This window comes from Phycisphaeraceae bacterium (assembly GCA_019636795.1).
GTDB lineage: Bacteria > Planctomycetota > Phycisphaerae > Phycisphaerales > UBA1924 > JAHBWW01.
Genome location: JAHBWW010000007.1, coordinates 83,542 through 104,337 on the forward strand (window position 1 = coordinate 83,542; position 20,796 = coordinate 104,337).

Annotated in this window: 16 protein-coding genes and 1 tRNA gene; 13 read left to right on the forward strand and 4 right to left on the reverse strand. The window is 63.4% G+C overall.

What is annotated here, in order from left to right; all coding sequences use genetic code 11:
- Positions 1-33: 33 nt before the first annotated feature.
- The 9 genes from thrS (at position 34) to KF757_14395 (ending at position 13,826) form a co-directional block, all read left to right on the forward strand.
- Entirely contained in the window at positions 34-2,100 is a 2,067-nt protein-coding gene (thrS, locus tag KF757_14355) for a threonine--tRNA ligase (GenBank protein ID MBX3324157.1), read from the forward strand.
- The gene (locus tag KF757_14360; GenBank protein MBX3324158.1) at positions 2,097-3,260 is read left to right on the forward strand and encodes a hypothetical protein; all 1,164 of its coding nucleotides are present in this window, start codon (positions 2,097-2,099) and stop codon (positions 3,258-3,260) included. The genes thrS and KF757_14360 overlap by 4 nt, the downstream gene beginning before the upstream one ends.
- Positions 3,261-3,822: 562 nt before the next feature.
- Positions 3,823-5,271: a hypothetical protein gene (locus KF757_14365; protein ID MBX3324159.1), complete on the forward strand. Its 1,449-nt coding sequence runs from the start codon at positions 3,823-3,825 to the stop codon at positions 5,269-5,271.
- 335 nt (positions 5,272-5,606) lie between these two features.
- Entirely contained in the window at positions 5,607-5,870 is a 264-nt protein-coding gene (locus KF757_14370; protein MBX3324160.1) for a DUF5076 domain-containing protein, read from the forward strand.
- 27 nt (positions 5,871-5,897) lie between these two features.
- Positions 5,898-6,068, forward strand: coding sequence for a hypothetical protein (locus KF757_14375; GenBank protein ID MBX3324161.1), 171 nt, complete (start codon positions 5,898-5,900; stop codon positions 6,066-6,068).
- Positions 6,069-6,104: 36 nt separating this feature from the next.
- Positions 6,105-7,958, forward strand: coding sequence for a hypothetical protein (locus tag KF757_14380; protein MBX3324162.1), 1,854 nt, complete (start codon positions 6,105-6,107; stop codon positions 7,956-7,958).
- Positions 7,959-8,166: 208 nt separating this feature from the next.
- Positions 8,167-9,519 (forward strand): MFS transporter, encoded by a 1,353-nt coding sequence (locus KF757_14385; protein ID MBX3324163.1) that lies wholly within the window; start codon positions 8,167-8,169, stop codon positions 9,517-9,519.
- Positions 9,520-9,731: 212 nt separating this feature from the next.
- A complete protein-coding gene (locus KF757_14390; GenBank protein MBX3324164.1) occupies positions 9,732-12,791 on the forward strand; it encodes a S8 family serine peptidase in 3,060 nt (1,019 codons plus the stop codon).
- A gap of 126 nt (positions 12,792-12,917) precedes the next feature.
- Entirely contained in the window at positions 12,918-13,826 is a 909-nt protein-coding gene (locus KF757_14395; protein ID MBX3324165.1) for an NAD(P)H-hydrate dehydratase, read from the forward strand.
- Positions 13,827-13,849: 23 nt separating this feature from the next.
- On the opposite strand, the gene KF757_14400 is transcribed toward KF757_14395, so the two are convergent.
- Positions 13,850-14,023, reverse strand: a complete 174-nt coding sequence (locus KF757_14400) for a YqaE/Pmp3 family membrane protein (protein MBX3324166.1) — start codon at positions 14,021-14,023, stop codon at positions 13,850-13,852.
- A gap of 110 nt (positions 14,024-14,133) precedes the next feature.
- On the opposite strand from KF757_14400, the gene KF757_14405 reads away from it, so the two are divergent.
- Positions 14,134-14,967, forward strand: a complete 834-nt coding sequence (locus KF757_14405; GenBank protein MBX3324167.1) for a hypothetical protein — start codon at positions 14,134-14,136, stop codon at positions 14,965-14,967.
- A 25-nt stretch (positions 14,968-14,992) separates the two neighbouring features.
- Here KF757_14405 and KF757_14410 read toward each other — a convergent pair.
- Both KF757_14410 and hflX read right to left on the reverse strand, forming a co-directional pair.
- Positions 14,993-15,065: transfer RNA gene (locus tag KF757_14410), tRNA-Thr, on the reverse strand.
- A gap of 37 nt (positions 15,066-15,102) precedes the next feature.
- A complete protein-coding gene (gene hflX, locus KF757_14415) occupies positions 15,103-16,560 on the reverse strand; it encodes a GTPase HflX (protein ID MBX3324168.1) in 1,458 nt (485 codons plus the stop codon).
- 97 nt (positions 16,561-16,657) lie between these two features.
- On the opposite strand from hflX, the gene KF757_14420 reads away from it, so the two are divergent.
- The 3 genes from KF757_14420 to KF757_14430 all read left to right on the forward strand — a co-directional run bounded on the left by KF757_14420 (position 16,658) and on the right by KF757_14430 (position 19,887).
- The gene (locus KF757_14420) at positions 16,658-18,304 is read left to right on the forward strand and encodes a S41 family peptidase (GenBank protein MBX3324169.1); all 1,647 of its coding nucleotides are present in this window, start codon (positions 16,658-16,660) and stop codon (positions 18,302-18,304) included.
- A 1-nt stretch (position 18,305) separates the two neighbouring features.
- On the forward strand, positions 18,306-19,379 hold the full coding sequence (gene tsaD / locus KF757_14425) for a tRNA (adenosine(37)-N6)-threonylcarbamoyltransferase complex transferase subunit TsaD (protein ID MBX3324170.1): 1,074 nt from the start codon (positions 18,306-18,308) through the stop codon (positions 19,377-19,379).
- A 262-nt stretch (positions 19,380-19,641) separates the two neighbouring features.
- The gene (locus KF757_14430) at positions 19,642-19,887 is read left to right on the forward strand and encodes a hypothetical protein (protein MBX3324171.1); all 246 of its coding nucleotides are present in this window, start codon (positions 19,642-19,644) and stop codon (positions 19,885-19,887) included.
- A 10-nt stretch (positions 19,888-19,897) separates the two neighbouring features.
- Here KF757_14430 and xth read toward each other — a convergent pair whose 3' ends face one another.
- A complete protein-coding gene (gene xth / locus KF757_14435; protein MBX3324172.1) occupies positions 19,898-20,695 on the reverse strand; it encodes an exodeoxyribonuclease III in 798 nt (265 codons plus the stop codon).
- Positions 20,696-20,796 lie beyond the last annotated feature (101 nt).

Sequence of the window (20,796 nt, forward strand, 5' to 3'; positions counted from 1 at the left end):
CACACGGCGCACAACGCGCCCGAAGGATCGCTCATGCCCCGCATTACTCTGCCCGATGGTTCCGTTCGTGAGTTCGCCGCGCCCGTGACGGCGCGGGCCGTGGCCGAGGCCATCGGCAAGCGCCTGGCCGCCGACGCTGTCGGAGCCGAAGTCGATGGAACCGTCGTCGATCTGTCCGCCGTCATCGCCGATGATGCGCGCGTCGCCATCATCACGCCGAGCACGCGCGACGGCAAGGCCGACCCCCGCGCCCTCATGCTGCTGCGCCACTCGACCGCCCACGTCATGGCCGAAGCCATCCAGAGGCTCGTGCCCGAAGCCATGCTCGTCTACGGCCCGCCGCTCGAGACCGGGTTCTACTACGACATCGCCTTCCCCGAAGGCCGGCCCCTGCGCGAAGGCGACTTCGAGGCGATCGAAGCCGAGATGGGCAAGATCGTCGCCGAGGACCGCGCGTTCACCCGCTACGAGGTGACGCATGACGCGGGCATGACCAAACTCAAGAGCGAGGGAAGCAAGTACAAGATCGACAACGCCCTTCGTGCCCACGAGGCGGGCAGCCCGACGCTGACGTTCTACGCCACCGGCGAACCGGGCAGGAACTGGGAAGACCTGTGCCGCGGCCCGCACATCCCCTCGACCGGACGCATCGGGGCGTTCAAGATCACAAGCCTGGCGTCGAGCTACTGGCACGGCGACGAGAACAGCGACCGCCTCACGCGGGTCTATGGCACCGCGTTCTTTTCCGCAAAGGACCTCGATGAGCACGTCACACGTCTCGATGAGGCCAAGAAGCGCGACCACCGGGTCATCGGCCGCGCCCTGCGGCTGTTTCATATCGACGACATGGTCGGGCAGGGCCTGATCCTGTGGACCCCGGCCGGGGGCGTGGTGCGTGATGAGTTGCAACGGTTCATCTCGGACGAACTCAAGAAGCAAGGCTACCACCAGGTGTTCACGCCGCACATCGGCAAGCTCGATCTGTACCGCACGAGCGGGCACTTTCCGTACTACGCCGACAGCCAGTTCCCGCCGCTGGTCGAACGCGACGAGATGGACAGCCTCATCGCCGAAGGCTGCTCGTGCGCGGACCTGGCCAACCGCATGAAGACCGGCAACATCGAAGGCTTCATGCTCAAGCCGATGAACTGCCCCCACCACATCCGCATCTTCGCCAGCCAGCCGCACTCATACCGCGACCTGCCGGTGCGCCTGGCCGAGTTCGGGACGGTGTACCGCTGGGAGCAGAGCGGCGAACTCAACGGGCTGACGCGGGTGCGCGGCTTCACGCAGGATGACGCCCACCTTTTTTGCACCGAAGACCAGGTGGGGGCCGAAGTGACCGGCTGCCTCGAACTGGTCAAGGTGATCTTCAAAACGCTGGGCATGACGGATTACCGCGTGCGCGTGGGGCTGCGCGACCCCGACAGCGGCAAGTACGTCGGCAAGGCCGAGGTATGGGACAAGGCCGAACGCGCGTGTCGCGAGGCCGCGGCCTCGCTGGGCGTGCCCTTCAGCGAGGAACCGGGAGAGGCGGCGTTTTACGGCCCCAAGATCGACTTCGTCGTCAAGGACGTGATCGGGCGCGAGTGGCAGCTGGGCACGGTGCAGGTCGATTACAACCTGCCCGAACGCTTCGACCTTTCGTACATCGGGCCCGACAACCGGCCCCACCGGCCCGTCATGATCCATCGCGCGCCGTTCGGGTCGATGGAACGCTTCTGCGGCGTGCTCATCGAACACTTCGCCGGGGCCTTCCCGACGTGGCTCGCACCCGAACAGGTCCGCGTGCTGCCCATCAGCGAGAAGAGCGCGGCGTATGGCCAGCGCGTGACGGCGGCGCTGCGGGCGCGCGGCGTGCGCGCCAGCATCGATGACGGCAACGAGCGCGTGCAGGCCAAGATCAAGCACGGCTCGGAGATGAAGATCCCGTACCTGCTGGTCGTCGGACCACGCGATGAAGAGAACGCGACGGTGAGCGTGCGCGCGCTGGGCATCGAGAAGGATCTGGGAGCCATGGGGCTCGAAGCGTTCGTCGAGGCGATTGGAGAGGAGATCGCGGGGCGGGGAGAGAGCACGGTACGGGAGCGACTCCAATGAGCGAAAAAATCTTCGACTTCGACTCTCTTGTCAAGACTCCCGAGGCAAAATCGAAGCCAGCGAAGAAATGGCACAGACTGCCGCTCTGGGCATGGGTCATCGCGCTCCCGTGTTGGCTGATCTTCTTTGTTCTTAAAATGCTCGATAGTGCAACAATCGTGAGTGATGCACCCGACAAGTTCGAGGCCGCACGCGGCGTGGGCATCGTGCTAGGCAGTTTTCTCACGTTGGCAATCTGCTGGGGGATCGCGCTAGGCATCGGTCTGGTCTCAAGGTCCAAACGCACTTCATACGCCAGTGTCTTCGTGGTACTGTCGTGTTTCATAGCGTTCGGACAAGTCTGGGGTCATCTGCAGGAAACACTTCGGCAGTACGGCACGTCACCGCAGGACAAGTCGGTCGCGGAGCTTCAAGCGTACCAGGCCGAGGTTCAGGACCGACGTCGCGCACAGATCGAGAGCGGCGATTACTCGATCGACACCAACACGCTCGATGAAACTGCCGAGCGGCTGAGGGCCGCGGGTGCCGCCAGCGGAACAATGCAGGACAGGGTCATCGCCGAAGTGTCCGCCGCATTGGTCGAGCGTGTGCGCGATGCCTCCGCCGCGTACACCGCCGCGGTCAACGCGCTGGCGGATCCCTCGGCGTTTGATCTGGTTTGGATCGAAGACAGGGAGGACCTCGACGACATTCGGCGGCGCGTGGCGCAGTTCCGTGTCGCGAACGAAGGCCTGCGGTCCGCCACATCCCCCACGCTCGAATATTTTGAAACCGAGTTCGCCAAGCGGGGCATCGCGGATCCCTTTCACGCTGCGGACTTTTTCCAGACCGTGCGCAACCACTCGAAACACGCGATCGTGCTCCAGTTGCGAGACTTGGACGCGGAGTTTTGCGATCTGGGCGACCGGGCGGTGGCGCTGCTCGATAAAAATTGGAAGGAGTGGAGCTTTGATCCCGAGACCGGTGAACTGTTCCTGCACAACGACGAGTTGTTCGAGGGCTGGAACGCGATCACCGACCGGGTGAACGCGATCGCAGCCGAGCAGACGAGACTGATCCACGAGATCGCGGGCCTTGCTCCCGAAGTTGAACCGGAGTCCGAGACAAGTGATAAGCGCCCTACGACGGAAGCACCCACATCGGACGACGACGGAGATTGACGTCGGGTGACTCCGCCTCGGCTTTGCGCGGCGAGGCGGGGTACGCTGTGGACGGAGCTGGGCCATTGATCGTGGCCATGCAGAGCCATGACCACGGCACCCGGCGGTAGCGTCGGCGTCGCCCGAGACGTGGTATGCTCCTGACAGCCGAGCGAATCGCGACCCGCATCACCTTCCACACGCACTCGTCCATGCTTACCTCCTTGTGATCCTGGCAGACCAAGGGGTAAGCATGGCATGCGCACACACTTCATGCAAGTTCGTACGCACTTCGCGAAATCCTCCACGGGTGGAGCGCAACCCGTGAACACATCCTCCCCCTCCTCTCGCCCAGACAGGGGCGAAGGAGTTGCCGCCGGACGCCGTGGCTGGTGCTCGATTCGAGGAAGTTTCCGTGTGGTCTTCTGCGGTCTCGGCTGTACAATTGGACATGACGACGTGCGGATCGGTTCGAAGCCAGATTCGGGTGAGGTGTTCCCGTATCGGTGCAGCGGATCGCGGGTTTGCCTGGAGGGTGGCCGGGCTCGTCGCCCGGTTCGCCTGATGGGAAGGAGGAATCACAATGTGTATTCTGAAACGACCGAAGGTGAACGGTGTTCGAGTCTTGGCGACCGGGCTGAGGTGGGTGGTGTCGGCGTGCGTGCTCGGCGGCTTGCTGGGACCGACCGCGCGGGCGGACGACGATTGCATACCGCTGTGGTCGGCACTGGCCGGTCCGAACGCCGTGGGCTTGAGCGGTGGGAGTTTTGCGAAAGTGGGATCCCTGACGGTGTTCGACGACGGCACGGGCCCGGCCCTCTACGCCGGGGGCTCCTTCATCACCGCCGGGGGTGTGACGGTCAACAACATCGCGCGATGGGACGGCCACGAGTGGTCAGCGCTGGTCAGCCCGGAGCGTGTGGGCATCGACGACGAGGTCGAGGCCCTGACGGTGTTCGACGACGGCTCGGGCCCGGCCCTGTATGTCGGGGGCTGGTTCCTCGTTTACCTCGAGCGATGGGACGGTGAGGAGTGGTCGGTGCCCTCAAACACGCCCTATCTGGCCGTGAACGGCGAGGTGTTTGCCCTCAAGGTGTACGATGATGGTTCCGGCCCGTCCCTGTACGCCGGGGGCTCCTTTTTCGCCGCCGGGGGGAGGGTTGCCAACGGCATCGCGTCTTGGAACGGTTCCGAATGGTCGGTGTTGGCCGGCCCGTCCGGCGTGGGATTGCAGTACCGCTTCGGAGGCCTGGCCGCGGTCTTTGACATGGCGGGGTTCGACGACGGCACCGGTCCAGCCTTGTATGTCGCAGGCGAATTTGAGATCGCCGGCGGCGTGCCGGCCGACGGCATCGCACGCTGGGACGGACACGCGTGGTCGGACTTGGAATCCTCGGGAGTCATGCGCGCGATCGCAATCTATTGCCTGGCCGCGTTTGATGACGGCTCGGGCCCCGCTCTGTATGCCGGCGGCTACTTCAGAACCGCCGGGGGGGTGACCGTCATTGGCGTCGCACGCTGGGACGGCCATGACTGGTCGCTTGTCGGCGGCGAGGTTGGCAGCGTCAGGGCTCTGACGGTATTCGACGACGGCTCGGGCCCGGCCCTGTACGCCGGGGGCTCCTTTTTCACCGCCGGGGGGGTGACCGTCAATGGCGTCGCACGCTGGGACGGCCACGATTGGTCGGCGCTGGCAGGGCCGGACGGGGTGGGCGTGGACGGCCCGACTTTTCCGGGCGTCTACGCCCTGAAGGCGTTCGACGACGGCTCGGGCCCGGCCCTGTACGCCGGGGGGCGTTTCACCACCGCAGGGGGGGTGACGGTCAACAGAATCGCCCGGTGGCAGAGCTGCGCGACGCCGCCGTGCGTCGTGGACTTCAACAACGACGGCGTGCTCGACATCTTCGATGTGCAGATATTCCTCGGACTGTACGCTTCGGGCAGTTACCGCGCCGACTTCACGGAAGATGGCGTGCTGAACTTCTTCGATGTGCAACGCTTCCTGAACCTCTTCGCGACCGGCTGCCCGTAGCCTCGTGCGAGAACCGCTACGACTCGACAACACGATCCCGACCGGCACGAGCGCGAGGATCGACGCGATTTCTCACGCTGAAGATATCGACCTGGGGCCGGGTGCCATGTCCATGGCTTTGCATGGCCATGACGGATGCTCACTGGGCCGAGTCCCGATGCTTCGGCTTTGCGCAGCGAGGCGGGGTACGCTGTGGACGGAGCTGGGCCACTGATCGTGGCCATGCAGAGCCATGGGCACGGCACACCGGCTCGGCAGTCTCCAAATGTGTCAAATAAGAAAGATCCCATCGGCCCAAAGAGGCAGCACCTTCTTGACGATCAGTGAGGCTCAACATGAAAGAACTTCCTATTCCACCAGAAGCAACGGCGGACCCATATGCAAGAGAACTTGTTCGCGTGTGGGCTGCTGAAGGTTGTCAGCATGTCTCATTGGCCGGCGGGCTTTGGTCTGACCCTGCTGCTTGGGGCTTGCTCCTTGTGGATCTCGCAAGGCATGTGGCTTCTCATTACGAACATAAGGAAGGACGAAATCCATCTGAAGTACTAAATCGTATCAGAGAAGCCTTTGATGCTGAATGGGAGTCTCCGACTGACTAATTCGAGCGAAGAATGGAGCCAGGTGCCGTGGCCATGGCACTGCATGGCCATGACGGATGCACACTGGGCCAAGTCGATGCTTGGGATTTGCGCAGCGAGGCGGGGTACGCTGTGGACGGAGCTGGGCCATTGATCGTGGCCATGCAGAGACATGACCACGCCGCCCTCATTGACCCATCGCACCTCACTGTTCTGTAGAGCAACCGCGCCGCTGCCGACTGGTATAGTGCTCTGATGTCAGACTTCAGCGACATGATTGCGGGAATCGGGCTCATCATCGGCGCGAGTGGGATCCTGCTGATCCTGCTTGTCTGGGGGGCGAGCGTGCTCTACCGCGGGCTTGATGGCGATCGCTTTCTGGTGCGCGGGCGGGTCGAAGGGCGGTGGGTTAATCCGGTCAACTGGCGGCTGATCATTCTCGGGGCGGGGTCGATCGGGCTGGGGTGGTTTATTGTGGGCGTTGGGACCTTTGCAGCCCGGCCCGAGACCGGGCCGGCGTGGTTTGTCTGGTCGCTGGCGCTGAGCGGGGCGCTGGCGCTGACGCCCGCGGCTTTTGCGTGGGCGTGGGTAGGCCGGCGGGCGGCAGGGAAGCCGCGCTGCCCGAAGTGCCTGTACAACGTCGCGGGTATCAAGGACCTGACGTGTCCGGAGTGCGGGTTCGCAGCCCAGACCGAGGCCTTCTGGTTCAAGCCGCGCAAGCGCAAGCGGGGCTTTGTGTTCGCGGCACTCATGCCGCTGGCGGCGGCGGTGCTGATCGCGCTGCCTTTTGTCGATCGTGTGCCCTGGCGCGCAGCGATCCCGACGGGCGTGCTGATCGGCCGCGTTGAGAGCCTCTCCGACACGATGCTGGGGCTGGACTATGACGGGTACTCTTCTCGCTTCACACCCAGGCAGGGCTCGCTCCTTGATCGCCTGATGAAAGGCACCCTGAGTCTGGATGAACTCGATGCGCTCGGGCTGCGCATCGAGGAGCTTGCCACGAGAACGCGCGATCCCAGGCAGTTGCTGCGGCTGCTCACAATCTCGACCTCGGCGGGCATCCATGTCACCATCGCGCCCGATGAGGGCGACTTTGCCGCCTGGGTTGCCGGAGCGCTCGAACCCGATGCCGGAGAACACCTGTATTGGTTCTCGCAAAACTGGCATCACCTGATCTCGATCAAGGTACCCCCTGCCCTGCCGCGCGCAGAACGGGCCGACATGATCGAGCGCCTACTCGCGGCGATGGCGGTCGGTCAGGTGGACTACCTGCACAACATGGTGCGAACGTTGACGGCTTGTGTACTGGCGGGTGATGATCAGGGGCTGCTGGATGCAATCGTTGAGGCAATGGGTGAGGGTCTCACAGCGAATCTGTTCGATGGCCAGGATGTCAATCGGGTCTCTCGCCTGACCGTGTTGCCCAGGGTCATGGCTCATGCGCAGCCTGAGCGGGCACCAGAGCGTGCGTGGGCGCGATGGTTCGAGGCTGCGGATGCCGATGAGCGGGCTGTCTGGTCGGCGGCGATCGTATGGTTCAGCGTCACGCTGGGCGAATCGAACCCGTGGAGCGGTGTGCAACAGTCTGCGTCAGAGCGCGCCAGGGCCGTCCCGCTGACCCCTGCGCAAAGAAAGGATGCGCTCGATCGGGTGCTGGCCGACATTGCCTCGCACCCGCAACTGCTGGCCGAAGCGGGAAGCTGGCAATCCCGCAGCGTCGAGGCCCTGCGCAATCTGGCCTTCGTGCTGCTGGCGCACTCTGACGCCGAGGCGCTTCTGCTCGAAGCGCTGGCCCAGCCCGCGGCGATCGATCGGGCGGTCGCGCTGGCGACGCTCGAAGGATCGACCCGAACTCCGCTGTTTCGGCTTGAGACGCTGCTGGAGTTGGCACATCACGAACACCCGCCCCTGCGGGCGGCGGCGGTGTGGTCACTGCGTCAGGAATTGGAATGGTCAGATTCCAATCGCGACCTCTACGCTGAGCAGGTGCTGGCCTTGCCCAAGTATCCAGAGAACGTCGCGCTCATCGCGCTCATGCGCTATTGGATGGGCCAGGAAGTCCCCGATGACGACGACGCAGCGGGCGATGCGGCGGGCGAGTCGCCCTGAGGAGGCGGGTGTCCTTACCACGGCTTTGCCACTGATCGTGGCCATGCAGAGCCATGGTCACGGCACCCGGCCGAGAAAGTGGGCGGGGAGTGAGCCTGCTGCGGGTGCATGCACCAAAACGGGGCTGAAGACTGCCGATCTCGACTCGGCGGGCCCATAACGCAGCCCGTGCCCGCCTACCCTCGCCTTTTCCAGCCAGACCCCCGCCATGACCACTCCGCCCACCCGCCGATACCTCGGTTTCTCGACCGCCGACGCCTTCCTCTTCGCGATCATGGTCGGCTGCGGGGAGGCGTACTTCGGGGCGTTCGGGCTGGCGGTGGGCATGAGCGAGATTCAGGTGGGCTTGCTGGCGTCGGTGCCGCTGCTGATGGGAGCGGCCATTCAACTCATGAGCCCGACGATGGTGCGGCTGCTCGACTCGCACAAGAAGTGGGTCATCATCTGCACCGCGCTGCAGTCGATCGCGTTCGTGCCGATGATCGTGATGGCGGCGATGGGCAAGGGGTCGGCGTTTTTCGTGTTTGCAGCGGCGGCGATGTACTGGGGGGCCAACCTGGCGACGGGCCCGGCGTGGAACACATGGATCGGCACCGTCGTGCCGCGCCCGATCCGCTCGCGCTATTTCGCGTCGCGCGGGCGCGTGGCGCAGGTGGGCATCGTGCTGGGGCTGGTCGCGACCGGGCTGCTGATCCGTCAGAGCGAGACCGAGCGCAGCCCCGCGATCTTTCTCGTGCCGTTCATCATCGCCATGATCGCGCGCTTCGCGTGCATGTGGCTGCACGGGGCGATCGCCGAGCCGAGGCCCATCCCGCAGACCGAGCAGCGCCTGCCGATCCGCGAGCTGGTCTTCGGCAAGTTTTCGGCCTCGGGCGGGCGGCTGCTGCTGTACATGCTCTGCGTGCAGGTGTGCGTGCAGATCTCGGGGCCGTACTTCACGCCATTCATGCTCGGACAGCTCGAGTTCAGTTACACGACCTTCACGTTGATTCTCATCGCGTCGTTCGTGGGCAAGATCATCGCGCTGCCGTTCCTCGGGCGCATCGCCAAGGTCATCGGCGAGCGTGCGCTGCTGTGGATGGGGGGCATCGCGATCATCCCGCTGGCGGCGGTGTGGGCGGTGACGGACCATCCGGTGGCGCTCATCGGGCTGCAGTTCGCCGCGGGCTTTGCGTGGGCGTGCTACGAACTGGCGACGACGCTGATGCTCTTTGAGTCGATCCCCGCGGCCAAGCGTACGGCGATGCTGACGCTGTACAACTTTCTCAACGCGGTGTGCGTGGTCGTCGGGGCGATGATCGGGGCGGCGATTCTCAAGACGCTGGGCAGCGACCGCGAGGCGTACCTGATGCTGTTCATCATCAGTTCGATCGTGCGCGTGCTGACGCTGCCGCTGCTGACGTGGATCCATGTGCCCGCGTTCGTGCCGAGGCTGCTGCCGTTGCGGACCTTGAGCGTGCGGCCCAACGCGGGCTCGGCCGAGAGGCCGGTGCTGGCCGCCGATGACGACGCGCCGGGCCCGGAAGTAGAAGAGGAAGAGGTCAAGAGCGGGGCGTCGTAAGACGGTGGCGTCCGGGCGAGGCGTAACGCGGCGCGGGAGGGCATTGGTGTCCTGCGGTGTTCGCACAAAGTTCGCATCGGGGGCCAATCGGGGGGAGGTCTTAGGCATTTTTCTCACCCGCGGGTCCCGAAATCTGCTACCTTGGGATGTCGGCCTTGGCGCGAGGGGCGCCAAGGTCTGGGACATCTCACACGCAGGTTCAGGGGAGCAGCATGTCGAAGACTCGGAATCGAACAGTGGCGATCGCGCTGGCAGCCGTCGCCGGATTGGCTTTTTCATCTCACGCGCAGGTGCAGTGGCGTTCATCACCCGACGGGATCCTTGCCGTCCAGACCCCCGCCACGGTTCAGCAGTCGCTGGCCACGCTGGCGGCGCGCGAGAACCAGAAACGCGTGGTCATCGAGTTTTCGCGGGCGCTCTCGCAGAGCGAACGCGAACGGATGGCGACGGCGGGGGTGAACGTGCTCGCGCCGATCGGAGGCGGAGCGTACTTCGCCTCGCTGGGGGGCGCGAACTTCGACGCGGCACGCGCGATCACCCTGAGCGGCATCGCGCGAGTGCGCGCGATCGACACGAACTGGAAACTGCACGAACTGTTCACCACCGGCCAGCGCACAGAGTGGGCGGAAGTCGGAGGCACGCCGGAGAACCCGGTCGTCGGCGTGTATGTGCAGTTCCATCAGGACGCAATGCTCGATCTGGCAGCGGAAAAACTTATCGAGCAGTTCGGCGGGACCGTACGCGACTTGATGGTCAGCGCCAATGCCTATGTCGTCGAGATGCCGCGCGACAAGGTCGAGGCGCTGGCAGCGATGGACGCGATCCAATGGATCGAACCGGCCCTGCCACAGATGAGCGAACTCGCACTCAAGCGCAACAACGAAAACCGCGCGCTCACGGCCGTCGATACGGTGCAGAGCGTCTACGGGCTCGACGGCACGGGCGTGAAGGCGCTGATCTATGACGGCGGGCGCGCTCGCCTCACACACTCGTTCTACGCCGGACGCATCACCTCGATCGATTCGGCAAGCATCATCTCGCACGCCACGCACGTCGCAGCAACGGTCGGAGGCTCGGGCGCTGTCGGCACGGGAAATCACCGCGGCATGGCACCCAACGCCACGCTGTTCACGGCCGGGTTCCAGACCGATGGCTCCGGGACATTCCTCTATACCAACCCCGGCGACATCGAACTGGACTACGGCAACGCGATCAACAACCACGGCGTGGTGCTGATGAACAACTCGATCGGCACCAACACCGAGACCAATGGCTTCCCCTGCTCTATTCAGGGGGATTACGGCATCACCGATGTCGTGATCGACAGCATCGCACGAGGATCGATCGGGCCCGCGCCGATCATCGTCTGGGCAGCCGGCAATGAACGCCAGGGAACGCGCTGCAATGTCGAGGGTTACGGCTCGTACTACTCCTCCGCCCCGCCCGCTGGCGCCAAGAACCACCTGTGCATCGGTGCGGTCAACGCCAACAACGACTCGATGACGTCGTTCAGTTCGTGGGGCCCCACCGACGACGGACGCCTCAAGCCCGACTTTGTCGCGCCCGGGTGCCAGTCCAACGGTGACGGAGGCGTCACGAGCGCCTCATCATCGAGCGACACCGCCACGAGCGTCTCGTGCGGCACCTCGATGGCATCGCCCACGGCCTGCGGCATCGTCGCGCTCATGCTTCAGGACTATCGCATTCAGTTCCCCGGCCGCAACGATCCGCTCTCCTCGACTGTCAAGGCGCTGCTCGCGCACACCGCGGTCGATCTGGGCAACCCCGGGCCTGACTATCAGTTCGGCTACGGCTCGATCCGCGCGACCAGCGCGATCGACCACATGCGGCTCGACTCGCATCAGGAAGTCGACATCGAGAACGGCGAGGTGCGTTCGTTCTTCTTTACGGTCAATCCGGGAGAGACTTCGGTCAAGGTCACCGCGGCATGGCCTGATGTTCCTGCAGCCGCGAACGCGACAGTCGCACTGATCAACGATGTGGATATCCGCCTGGTCTCGCCAAGCGGTGTGGTGTTCCAGCCTTGGACACTCAACCCGCTCAATCCATCGGCGGCTGCGGTGCGCACGACGCCCAACCGCCGCGACAACATCGAGCAGGTGCTCGTGGACAATCCGGAACCCGGGCAGTGGCGGTGCGAGGTCGTCGGGCACTCGATCCCGAGCGGGCCTCAGGTCGTGTCGCTCGTCGGGCCTGGCGGCATGATGGAGCGCGGCGTGCGTATTCTCGTCTCGACCGTACCGTCGCTGGTCGATCCGGGCACGACGCTCACGGCCGACGTCACGATTCTCGTGGTCGAAGACGCGCTCGTTCCAAACTCCGCGATGCTGCACGCACGCAACAGCGGCGGCTCGTTCATCTCGACGCCTTTGAGCAGTCTTGGCGGTAACGCCTACTCGGGCCAGTTGCCTATGGCACTGTGCGAGAATCCGATGGAGTTCTTCGTGACGGCCGAAGGCGTCACGGCGGGCATTGTGTCAGCGCCGGCCGGCGGCGAGAACAACCCGTTCAGCGTGACCGCAGGCAACTTCAACGTCGCCTTTGCCGACAACTTCAACACCAATCTCGGCTGGACCGTGACCAACTCGGGCGGCCTGACCGACGGAGCCTGGGAACGCGCGATTCCTGTCACCGGCGATGCATGGGCTTCGCCGACCAGCGACTACGACGGCTCGGGGTGGTGCTATGTCACCGCCAACCGCAACGGCAACTCCGACGTGGACAACGGCTCCACCACGCTCACCAGCCCCGTCTTTGACGCCACCGGTGGCGATGCCTATCTCTCATACGCACGCTGGTTCCACAACACCTACGGCGCCAACCCCGGCATCGATGTGTTCGTCGTCGAAATCTCGAACAACGACGGCGCGTCGTGGCAGAATCTCGAAACCGTCGGGCCGACCGGGTCGCAAAGTTCGGGCGGGTGGTTCCATGTGAGTCATCGCGTGGCCGATGTCATCACGCCCACCAGCACGATGCGCGTGCGGTTCGTTGCGTCGGATCTTGGGCCCCAGGCGTATGTCGAGGCTGCGGTCGATGCGTTTGCGATCACCAGTTTCGATTGTGAGAATCCGATCAGCAAGTGTGATGTGGATCTGACCGGAGACGGCATGCTCGACTTCTTTGACGTGCAGGCATTCCTCGCGCTGTTCGCAGCCGAGGATCCGGCGGCTGATTTCAACAACGATGGCGAGTTCAACTTCTTCGATGTGCAGGGCTTCCTCGCGGCATTCAGCAAGGGTTGCCCGTAAGTCAGGCCTGAGATGATTCAGGCTTTTGTGTAGAGGGAACCGGGGTGGATGGGCCAAAGGGCTTGTCCACCCCGGCTTTCGTTGTGAGGGCCGGCGTGCGGGCTTGCAAGCGATATCATCCGAGTTATGGAGCGCATCTCATCACTCCCGTTGCTGCCGCCGAGGCCTGCGACGGGCCACAAGGGAACCTTCGGCACAGTCCTGATCGTCGGCGGATCGGCGGGCGATGTGCGCATGATCGGTGCGCCGGCTCTCGCAGCCTGTGGTGCGGCCCGTGCGGGCGCTGGGCTTGTACAGATACTTGCTCCTGCACCGATCATTGATGCCGTCATCGGGGCTGCGCTCTTTGCGATCGGCGTTGCGGTTCCGGTTGCGTCGGGTGACCTGATGGATCCACAGGCGGCTGTGCTTTCATTCGATCGCAATGCTGCAACCGCATCATCGATTGTGATCGGCCCGGGCCTTGGTGCGGGTCCGGCTGTCTCGACGCTGGCGCTGCGCGCGATCACTCAGGATGCTGTGCCGGTGGTCATTGACGCCGATGCGATCAATGAACTGGCAACACATCCGGAGATCTGGAAGGACCTTCGCGCCCCGGCTGTGCTCACGCCTCACCCCGGTGAGTTCGTTCGTCTCGAACGAGCGGTTAAGTCGAACAGCAACGGATCAATTCCCGCGACCGATGACGAGCGCGAAGAGCGCTGCGCCGCGCTGGCACAACGTCTCGGGGCTGTGGTTGTGCTCAAGGGGGCGGGAACGATCGTCAGCGACGGGACCCGCGTATGGCGATGCGACGCGGGGCACCCATGTCTGGCTACGGGCGGCACGGGCGATGTGCTCGCGGGTGTCATCGGCGGATTGATCGCTGCTACGGGCAGCCCATGCGATTGCTTTATACTCGCAGCAATCGCAGTCATGGCGCACGCCCGGGCTGGCGAGACATGGGCACGCACGCGCGGGGCATCGGCGGGGATGCTTGCCACCGAACTTGCGGAGCTGATCCCGGCTGAACTCGAATGTCTGCGTCAGGCCTGATCGCCCACCCCGAGCACGCGGTGCTACTTGAGCACAACGATCAGCGCGTGGATGAGACCTGGGATGTAGAACAGGAAACACAGAATGATGTTCACAATCAGCGCCAGGCCGATGCCTTTGACCAGCCCCACCGCCAGAGGCGGGAGCAGAATCGCGATGATAACCATAAGCAGCTTGTTGGTTGTGATGTCGCTCATAAATCCCCCTTCGCCTCTTGGGCGTGGTTGCAACTCTGCGAGAGTCTAACCATATCGCAGCAAACCTGCAACCTTGTGTATAAATGGCCCCCGCGGTTCTATCGTGTTCAATGATCGATCCGGCACACATTGCACAACTCGAAGAATGTCGACAGGCCCTCGGTGTGGCCGAGATTGCCGATCTGGCCGAACCCATCATGGGCGGGATGATGTCATTCACAGCCCCCGGTTCGTGGACGAATCAAGCCTGCGGCATGGCGATCGATGGACCCGTGACCGACGCGGATCTCGATCGCCTTGTCGAGTTCTATGTCTCGCGCGGGTGCGCCCCGCGCGTCGAGCTCTGTCCGTTTGCGGACAAAACCCTCATCGAGGGCCTCGCGGCTCGCGGGTTTGTGCTGGCCGACTTCGAGACAGTTCTTGCCCGTTCAATCAACCTTGGTGCAGGCGACCTGGCGCTCGCGTGTCGCCCGCCGGAAGGCATCGAAATCCGCCGTATTGATCCAGGCGATCCGGCGCAGGTTGATCAGTGGATCCGTGTGTCCAGTTCCGGGTTTATTCAGCCCGATAGCGCGGGATTTGCAACTTTCTATGAAGCCTCTCGCCGCGTGGCGGTTCACCCGCGCATGGCGTGCTTCATCGCGGTGCAGAGCGCTCAGGTGGTTGGAGCCGGCGGGGTCGAAGTTGCGTCGCCTCTGGGCACGGATTCGATCGCGTGTCTCGTTGCGACATCCGTCCTGCCCGACTTTCGTCGCCGGGGTGTGCAGCAGGCACTGATCTCGGCCAGACTCGCACATGCCCGCGAGCAGGGGGCGATCTGGGCGACGATTCAATCCAAACCGCGGATCTCGACCGAGCGCAACGCCCGCCGCCTTGGATTCGAAACGGCGTATACGAAGTGCGTGCTTGTGCTCCGCAGGCCTGATCTGATCGAATCACCCTAGAAACGGGGATGGGGCATGCGCAGAAAGCCACCTACTGGACTCGAACCAGCGACCTGAGCTTTACGAAAGCTCCGCTCTACCAACTGAGCTAAGGTGGCAAACCCCGACTGTCCGAGGCCCCGAAGTATCGGCGCATCAACCCGGCAAGTCCAACGCCGGTGCTGCCTGGGCATCGGTTTGCCCGGCCACCGCTTCGTCACGGAGTACTTCAATGCCGGCCCCCATCGCCACGACCCGCGACAACTGCCTTGCGCCGATCCGCACGCGCAGCCGAACCCGCTCATCTTCGTACATCCGTTCGAGCACCACGCCGCGACTTTCGAGCGTGTGGACAGCGCGGCTGAGCGACATTGGTACACGAACCTCGACCTCGCGCATCGGCCCGCGGACCTGTTCGAGAACGAACTGCCGCAACTCCTCGTGCCCGATGCGCCTCGGATCCGATTGAGCATCGAGCGCACAGATCGCGATCGACCCGGGCCGCTTGGCCTGCCAGACGAGCATGTCGCGGTTGTCGGAGAGTCGATCGACCTTATTCAGCAGCACAAGACGCTGGGGCCTCTGCCAGACACGCGCGATCCCAGCCCCATCGCGCACCAGTGCGCGATGCTGACGTCGCTCGTGCTCCTCGACCTCGTCGAACAGATCGTCGAGCGTCTGGTTCACCGTTTCGAGTTGCATTTCCGCTGCCGGGTCCGAGATATCAAGCACGATCAGGAGCAGATCGGCGTGTGTCGCCTCTTCGAGCGTCGCGCGAAACGACGCCACCAACTGGTGCGGAAGATCGCGCACAAACCCGACCGTATCCGACAGCAGCACCGTCTCGCCGCCGCCAAGATCCCACTGGCGCGTGCGTGTCATCAAGGTCGCGAACAGGCGATCGTCAGCGTACGCGCCCCCGGTCGTCAGAGTGTTGAACAGCGTGCTCTTGCCCGCGTTGGTGTATCCGACCAGTCCGACAGTGAAGTTCTCGATGTTGCGCTGCGAGACTGCGCGGCGCTTGCGTTCCTGGATGACCCGAAGTTCGGCCTGCAACTGGTTCTTGCGCTGTTGCACGAGTCTTCGGTCGATTTCAAGCTGCTGCTCGCCAGGCCCGCGCGTGCCCACGCCGCCAATTCCGCCCGAACCCACAATACGCTCGAGGTGGTCCCACATCGCCCGCAGCCTCGGATATGTGTACTCGAGCTGCGCGATCTCAACCTGCAACTTGGCCTCGTGCGTCGTCGCGCGGCTGGCGAAAATGTCAAGGATCAACTCTGACCGATCGAGCACCTTCCGCTCGGTGATCTTCTCGATCGACGCGATCTGCTTGGGCGACAGGTCATGATCGAAGATAATCGTCTGGGCTTTGAGTTCCTCGCAGAGCGCCTTGAGTTCCTCGACTTTACCCTTGCCCATGTATGTCCCGGCTTCGGGGCGCTCACGCCGTTGCTCGAGCGTGCCGACGACGACGGCCCCGGCCTGCTTGGCCAGTTCTGCAAGTTCGCCGAACGGGTCAGCAAATTCGTACCTGTCTGTAGGCAATCGCACCGCTGCCAGAACGGCGCGTTCTGATTCAACCTTGATGGACGATCGTTCCTTTGATGGGGGCATACCAGAGACTGTAGGTCGCCGCAATGACCGCGCCCCTTCGAACAAGTGCGATCCTCCATACGATACACGATCAGTCCCACGCTTTCGGAGCCGAACCATGACCAGACGCACTCGCGAGCTCTCGCTTTTCTCACTCCTCGGGGTGGCCGTTGTCGGCTCGACCCTGGCAATCGTGCAGAGCCAGAGCGACTACGCCTTCTTTGACCCAATGATCGACGTCAAGGCCATGATCGACCGCCTGTATGTGCATGACGTTGACAGCGACGCACTCCAGACGGCTGCGATTCAGGGCCTCATCGACGCACTCGACGACCCGCACACCATCTACATCCCCCCCGCCGACGCAAGCGAGTTCAACAAATCCCTGAGCGGCGAATACGTCGGCATCGGGTCCGAAGTCAGTCTCCGCGATGGCTGGCTCACCATCATGAATCCGATGGACGATTCGCCCTCACTCGCAGCCGGCCTGCGCCCCGACGATCAGGTCCGCGCCATCGACGGCCAATCAACACAGGGGCTCAGCGTCGAGAATTGCATCGCCCTCCTTCAGGGCAAGCCCAACACGCCTGTTGTGCTGACGATTCAACGCGCAGGCGAAACGCTCGATGTCACCGTCATTCGCGATCACATCAAAACACGCGATGTCCAAGGCTTCGCACGCAATCTGGCTGGCGACGGTCGATGGCGATTCCTCATCGACCCACAGCACGCCATCGCCTATGTACGCATCGCTCGCTTCACCGATCGCATCACCGACGAGGTCAAGGCTGCTCTTGACGAAGCGAAGATCGAAGCCAACCGCGATCTGGCTGGCGTCATCCTCGACATGCGCGACGATCCGGGCGGCAGACTCGACGAAGCGATTCGATTGGCCGATCTCTTTCTCGAAAGTGGCATCATCGTCTCGACCCGAGGCCGCCAGCAACCCGAAGCCGTCGCCCACGCAACACCCGGCGACTCATACGAGCGTGTGCCGCTTGCTGTCCTCATCAACGCCCGCAGTGCATCAGCCAGCGAGATCGTCGCCGGCGCGCTCGCCGACAACGATCGCGCCATCATCGTCGGCACACGCAGTTTCGGCAAGGGCAGCGTCCAGAGCGTTCGACCAATCCCCACCAAGCCCGGAGCCTTTCTCAAAATCACCGAACAACTCTACTACCTCCCGTCTGGCCGATGCCTCGATCGCACACCCGACGCGACAGTCTGGGGCGTCGATCCAACGCCGGGCTACTTCGTTCCGATCGACGATGCGCAGGACTTTGAACGTCGAATCGTGCGCCGCCAGCGCGAGATCATCCGCCTGGGAACCAACGCCGACACAGTAACCGACGATTGGGCTTCGCCCCAGTGGATCGCTGAAGCGATCAAGGATCCGCAACTGTCAATGGCGATGCAGGCAACTCAATCTCACGCCGCAACTGGTTCCTGGCCCGAAGTCGATGCCTCACGCGTCGCCCCCGACGCCATCCAAGCCGACGAGATCGCACGACTCATGCTCCGCCGCGATCGCATCGAACGCGAGCTCGATCGTGTACTGCGGCAACTCAGTGCTCTCGATGCCGGGATCAATCACTCGACTGCCCCGCGCGACCTGTGGGACGACGAACTCAGCGTCGCTGGCGGCACACTCATCGTCAAAGATGCCCGCGGCGAGCCCGTGGCCACCCTGCGCATCAACAACCCGAATCTCGAACTGTGGCTCCTCGAGGCCGGCGTCGAGCCAATCACCGACGGAGACTCCTGACGTGATCGTTCTCGGCATCGAGTCTTCGTGCGATGAAACCGCAGCAGCAATCGTAGTGGACGGCGTGCAGGTTCGCTCCAATGTCATCGCATCGCAGTTTGATCTGCATGCCGAGTATGGCGGCGTCGTGCCCGAGATTGCAAGCCGCGCGCATGCCGAGCGCATTCGCGCCGTCATTCGCAGCGCGCTGAACAGCGCTAACGTCACATTGCGCGACGTTGATCTTGTCGCCGTCGGCCACCGTCCGGGACTCATCGGCTCGCTGCTCGTGGGCGTCGCCGCGGCCAAATCGCTCGCATGGGCACTTGGTCGTCCGCTTGTCGGCGTCGATCATCTGCACGCTCACCTCTACGCCGCCGCCATGACTGCGCCCGATCCACTGGCTGCCTACCCGGCGCTTGGGCTTGTCGTCAGCGGCGGACACACCTCCCTTTTCTGGTGCACTTCACCAACTTCGCTCGTTCGCCTCGGCAGCACGCGTGATGACGCCATCGGCGAAGCATTCGACAAGGTCGCAAGTATCCTCGACCTGCCTCAGCCAGGTGGACCCGCGATCGACCGCCTCGCACACGCACCAGATGCCAACGATCGCGCGTTCGACTTTCCGATCGCACGCCTCGAACACGACTCGCTCGATTTCTCGTTCAGTGGGCTCAAGACCGCTGTGCTCTATGCTGTGCGAGGGACACCGCGTCGCGATGTTCCGGGCGGCTTTGCCCGTGAAACGCCCGCGATGCTCGATGATGCGCGAAAGCGCAATCTCGCAGCATCATTTCAGCGTGCCGCAGTTCACGCCATTGTCATCAAACTACGCCGCGCGATCGACGCTGTGGGCGAGCCTCCACGTTCGCTCCTTGTCGGTGGAGGTGTGTCCGCAAACTCGCGCTTAAGGCGGGAACTTATGGAATTCGCTCGTACAAACGGACTTTCGCTGCATTTGCCGCCGGTGGATATGTGTGTGGATAACGCAGCCATGATCGCGGCCCTCGGTGCGCGCGTGCTGGTCGATCGGGGGCCTGACGACCTGACGCTTACCGCATCACCCAGCGCCACGAGCGATGCTGAGTCCGTATAACGCCAGGACTTTTACGTTTGACATGTCGTGCGTGCGGATTGCGCAGATTTTGCGCTTCAGTTTTGTGCCCGCTCATGGCTGGTTGATTCATCCGTGCCGTAGCAGAATGCCGATACTGACTCGCCGGAGGGAGAGAGACCCCCCCGAAAGAGCAGATCGTGCGTTCCCAATGAACCATCGCCGTGCGGTAAGATGTCAGCAACATCGCTCCCATGACGGCGTTCTGCTGGTCAAGCATCTTTGATTTCTGGAGTGATTTTTCATGTCTGAGCGTCTGCCCGGTCAACCTGCCGCTGCCAACAAGCCGGTGAGGGTCTGCCCGCAGTGCATGCACCCGACGCGAAAGTTGTACCGCATCAAGCACCAGGCGCTGGGCGATTGGGATTTCGCGTGCGCCGTATGTCACGCGCGATTGATCGAGGACAACCCGCACTACGTCTATGGCGGGGCAATCTCGGGCACCCCGCGCCGTCGCCGCGCAAAGATGCCGCGCACGACTGAGTCCTGAACCGCACCAATCAGGTCTGCACTTCAATGAGTACGGGCGCGTGATCGGACACTTCCAGACCGCCTTGCCGATCAATCCATGTGCGCTCGACTCGCTTCTCCGCAGCCTTGTTTCCGATCAGGTAGTCAATGCGCCACCCACGATCGAGCGCTCGCGCATTGCCACGATTCGACCACCACGAGTACGGCCCATCCACATCGCCATGCGCCGCACGCACGAAGTCACGCCACCCGCCATCGAGAAACTGGCTGAACCACGCGCGCTCATGCGGCAGAAATCCTGATGTGCCTTCGTTGGCTTTGGCATAGAAGATGTCACGCGCGGTGTGCGCGATGTTGAAGTCTCCGCCAAGAATCGTCGGCACGCGCGAACTGAGAAACTGCTGCGCCCAAGGCATGAACGCCTTGAGCCAGCGGTCCTTCTCAGCCTGCCGATGCTCGCCCGAAGAGCCTGAAGGCAGATACACACTGGCAACGCGCATCGGCCCGATACGCGCAACGATCAGTCGGCCCTCGTCGTCGGATGCTGCGCCCGCCAGCCCGATGCTCTCGATGGTCATCGGCTGGCGCGACAGCACCGCCGTACCCGAGTACCCAGGCTTGACTGCGGGATGCCAATGTACGTGCCAGTCGCTGCACAGCCCGAGCGACGCGATGGCCTGCTCAGGGGAAGCACGCACTTCCTGAAGAAGCAACACATCGGGCGCAAGTCGCGCGATATGCTCGACCAAGCCCTTGCGCGAAGCGGCTCGAATCCCGTTCACATTCCAGGTCGCGATTCGCATATCAATGGCAGTGTAGATGGCCACGACGCGGGTTGGAAACAGCCCGGATTTGATCGCGGCCAAAAAAGACGAGGTCCGCGACACAGTGCCGCGGACCTCGCAAAGATTCTGGTCAATCTGTCCAG

Bases quoted from the DNA above. Each gene is read 5' to 3' on its own strand.
- thrS (MBX3324157.1), top strand. From the start codon at position 34: ATGCCCCGCATTACTCTGCCCGATGGTTCCGTTCGTGAGTTCGCCGCG.
- KF757_14360 (MBX3324158.1), top strand. From the start codon at position 2,097: ATGAGCGAAAAAATCTTCGACTTCGACTCTCTTGTCAAGACTCCCGAG.
- KF757_14365 (MBX3324159.1), top strand. From the start codon at position 3,823: ATGTGTATTCTGAAACGACCGAAGGTGAACGGTGTTCGAGTCTTGGCG.
- KF757_14370 (MBX3324160.1), top strand. From the start codon at position 5,607: ATGAAAGAACTTCCTATTCCACCAGAAGCAACGGCGGACCCATATGCA.
- KF757_14380 (MBX3324162.1), top strand. From the start codon at position 6,105: ATGTCAGACTTCAGCGACATGATTGCGGGAATCGGGCTCATCATCGGC.
- KF757_14385 (MBX3324163.1), top strand. From the start codon at position 8,167: ATGACCACTCCGCCCACCCGCCGATACCTCGGTTTCTCGACCGCCGAC.
- KF757_14390 (MBX3324164.1), top strand. From the start codon at position 9,732: ATGTCGAAGACTCGGAATCGAACAGTGGCGATCGCGCTGGCAGCCGTC.
- KF757_14395 (MBX3324165.1), top strand. From the start codon at position 12,918: ATGGAGCGCATCTCATCACTCCCGTTGCTGCCGCCGAGGCCTGCGACG.
- KF757_14400 (MBX3324166.1), bottom strand. From the start codon at position 14,023: ATGAGCGACATCACAACCAACAAGCTGCTTATGGTTATCATCGCGATT.
- KF757_14405 (MBX3324167.1), top strand. From the start codon at position 14,134: ATGATCGATCCGGCACACATTGCACAACTCGAAGAATGTCGACAGGCC.
- hflX (MBX3324168.1), bottom strand. From the start codon at position 16,560: ATGCCCCCATCAAAGGAACGATCGTCCATCAAGGTTGAATCAGAACGC.
- KF757_14420 (MBX3324169.1), top strand. From the start codon at position 16,658: ATGACCAGACGCACTCGCGAGCTCTCGCTTTTCTCACTCCTCGGGGTG.
- KF757_14430 (MBX3324171.1), top strand. From the start codon at position 19,642: ATGTCTGAGCGTCTGCCCGGTCAACCTGCCGCTGCCAACAAGCCGGTG.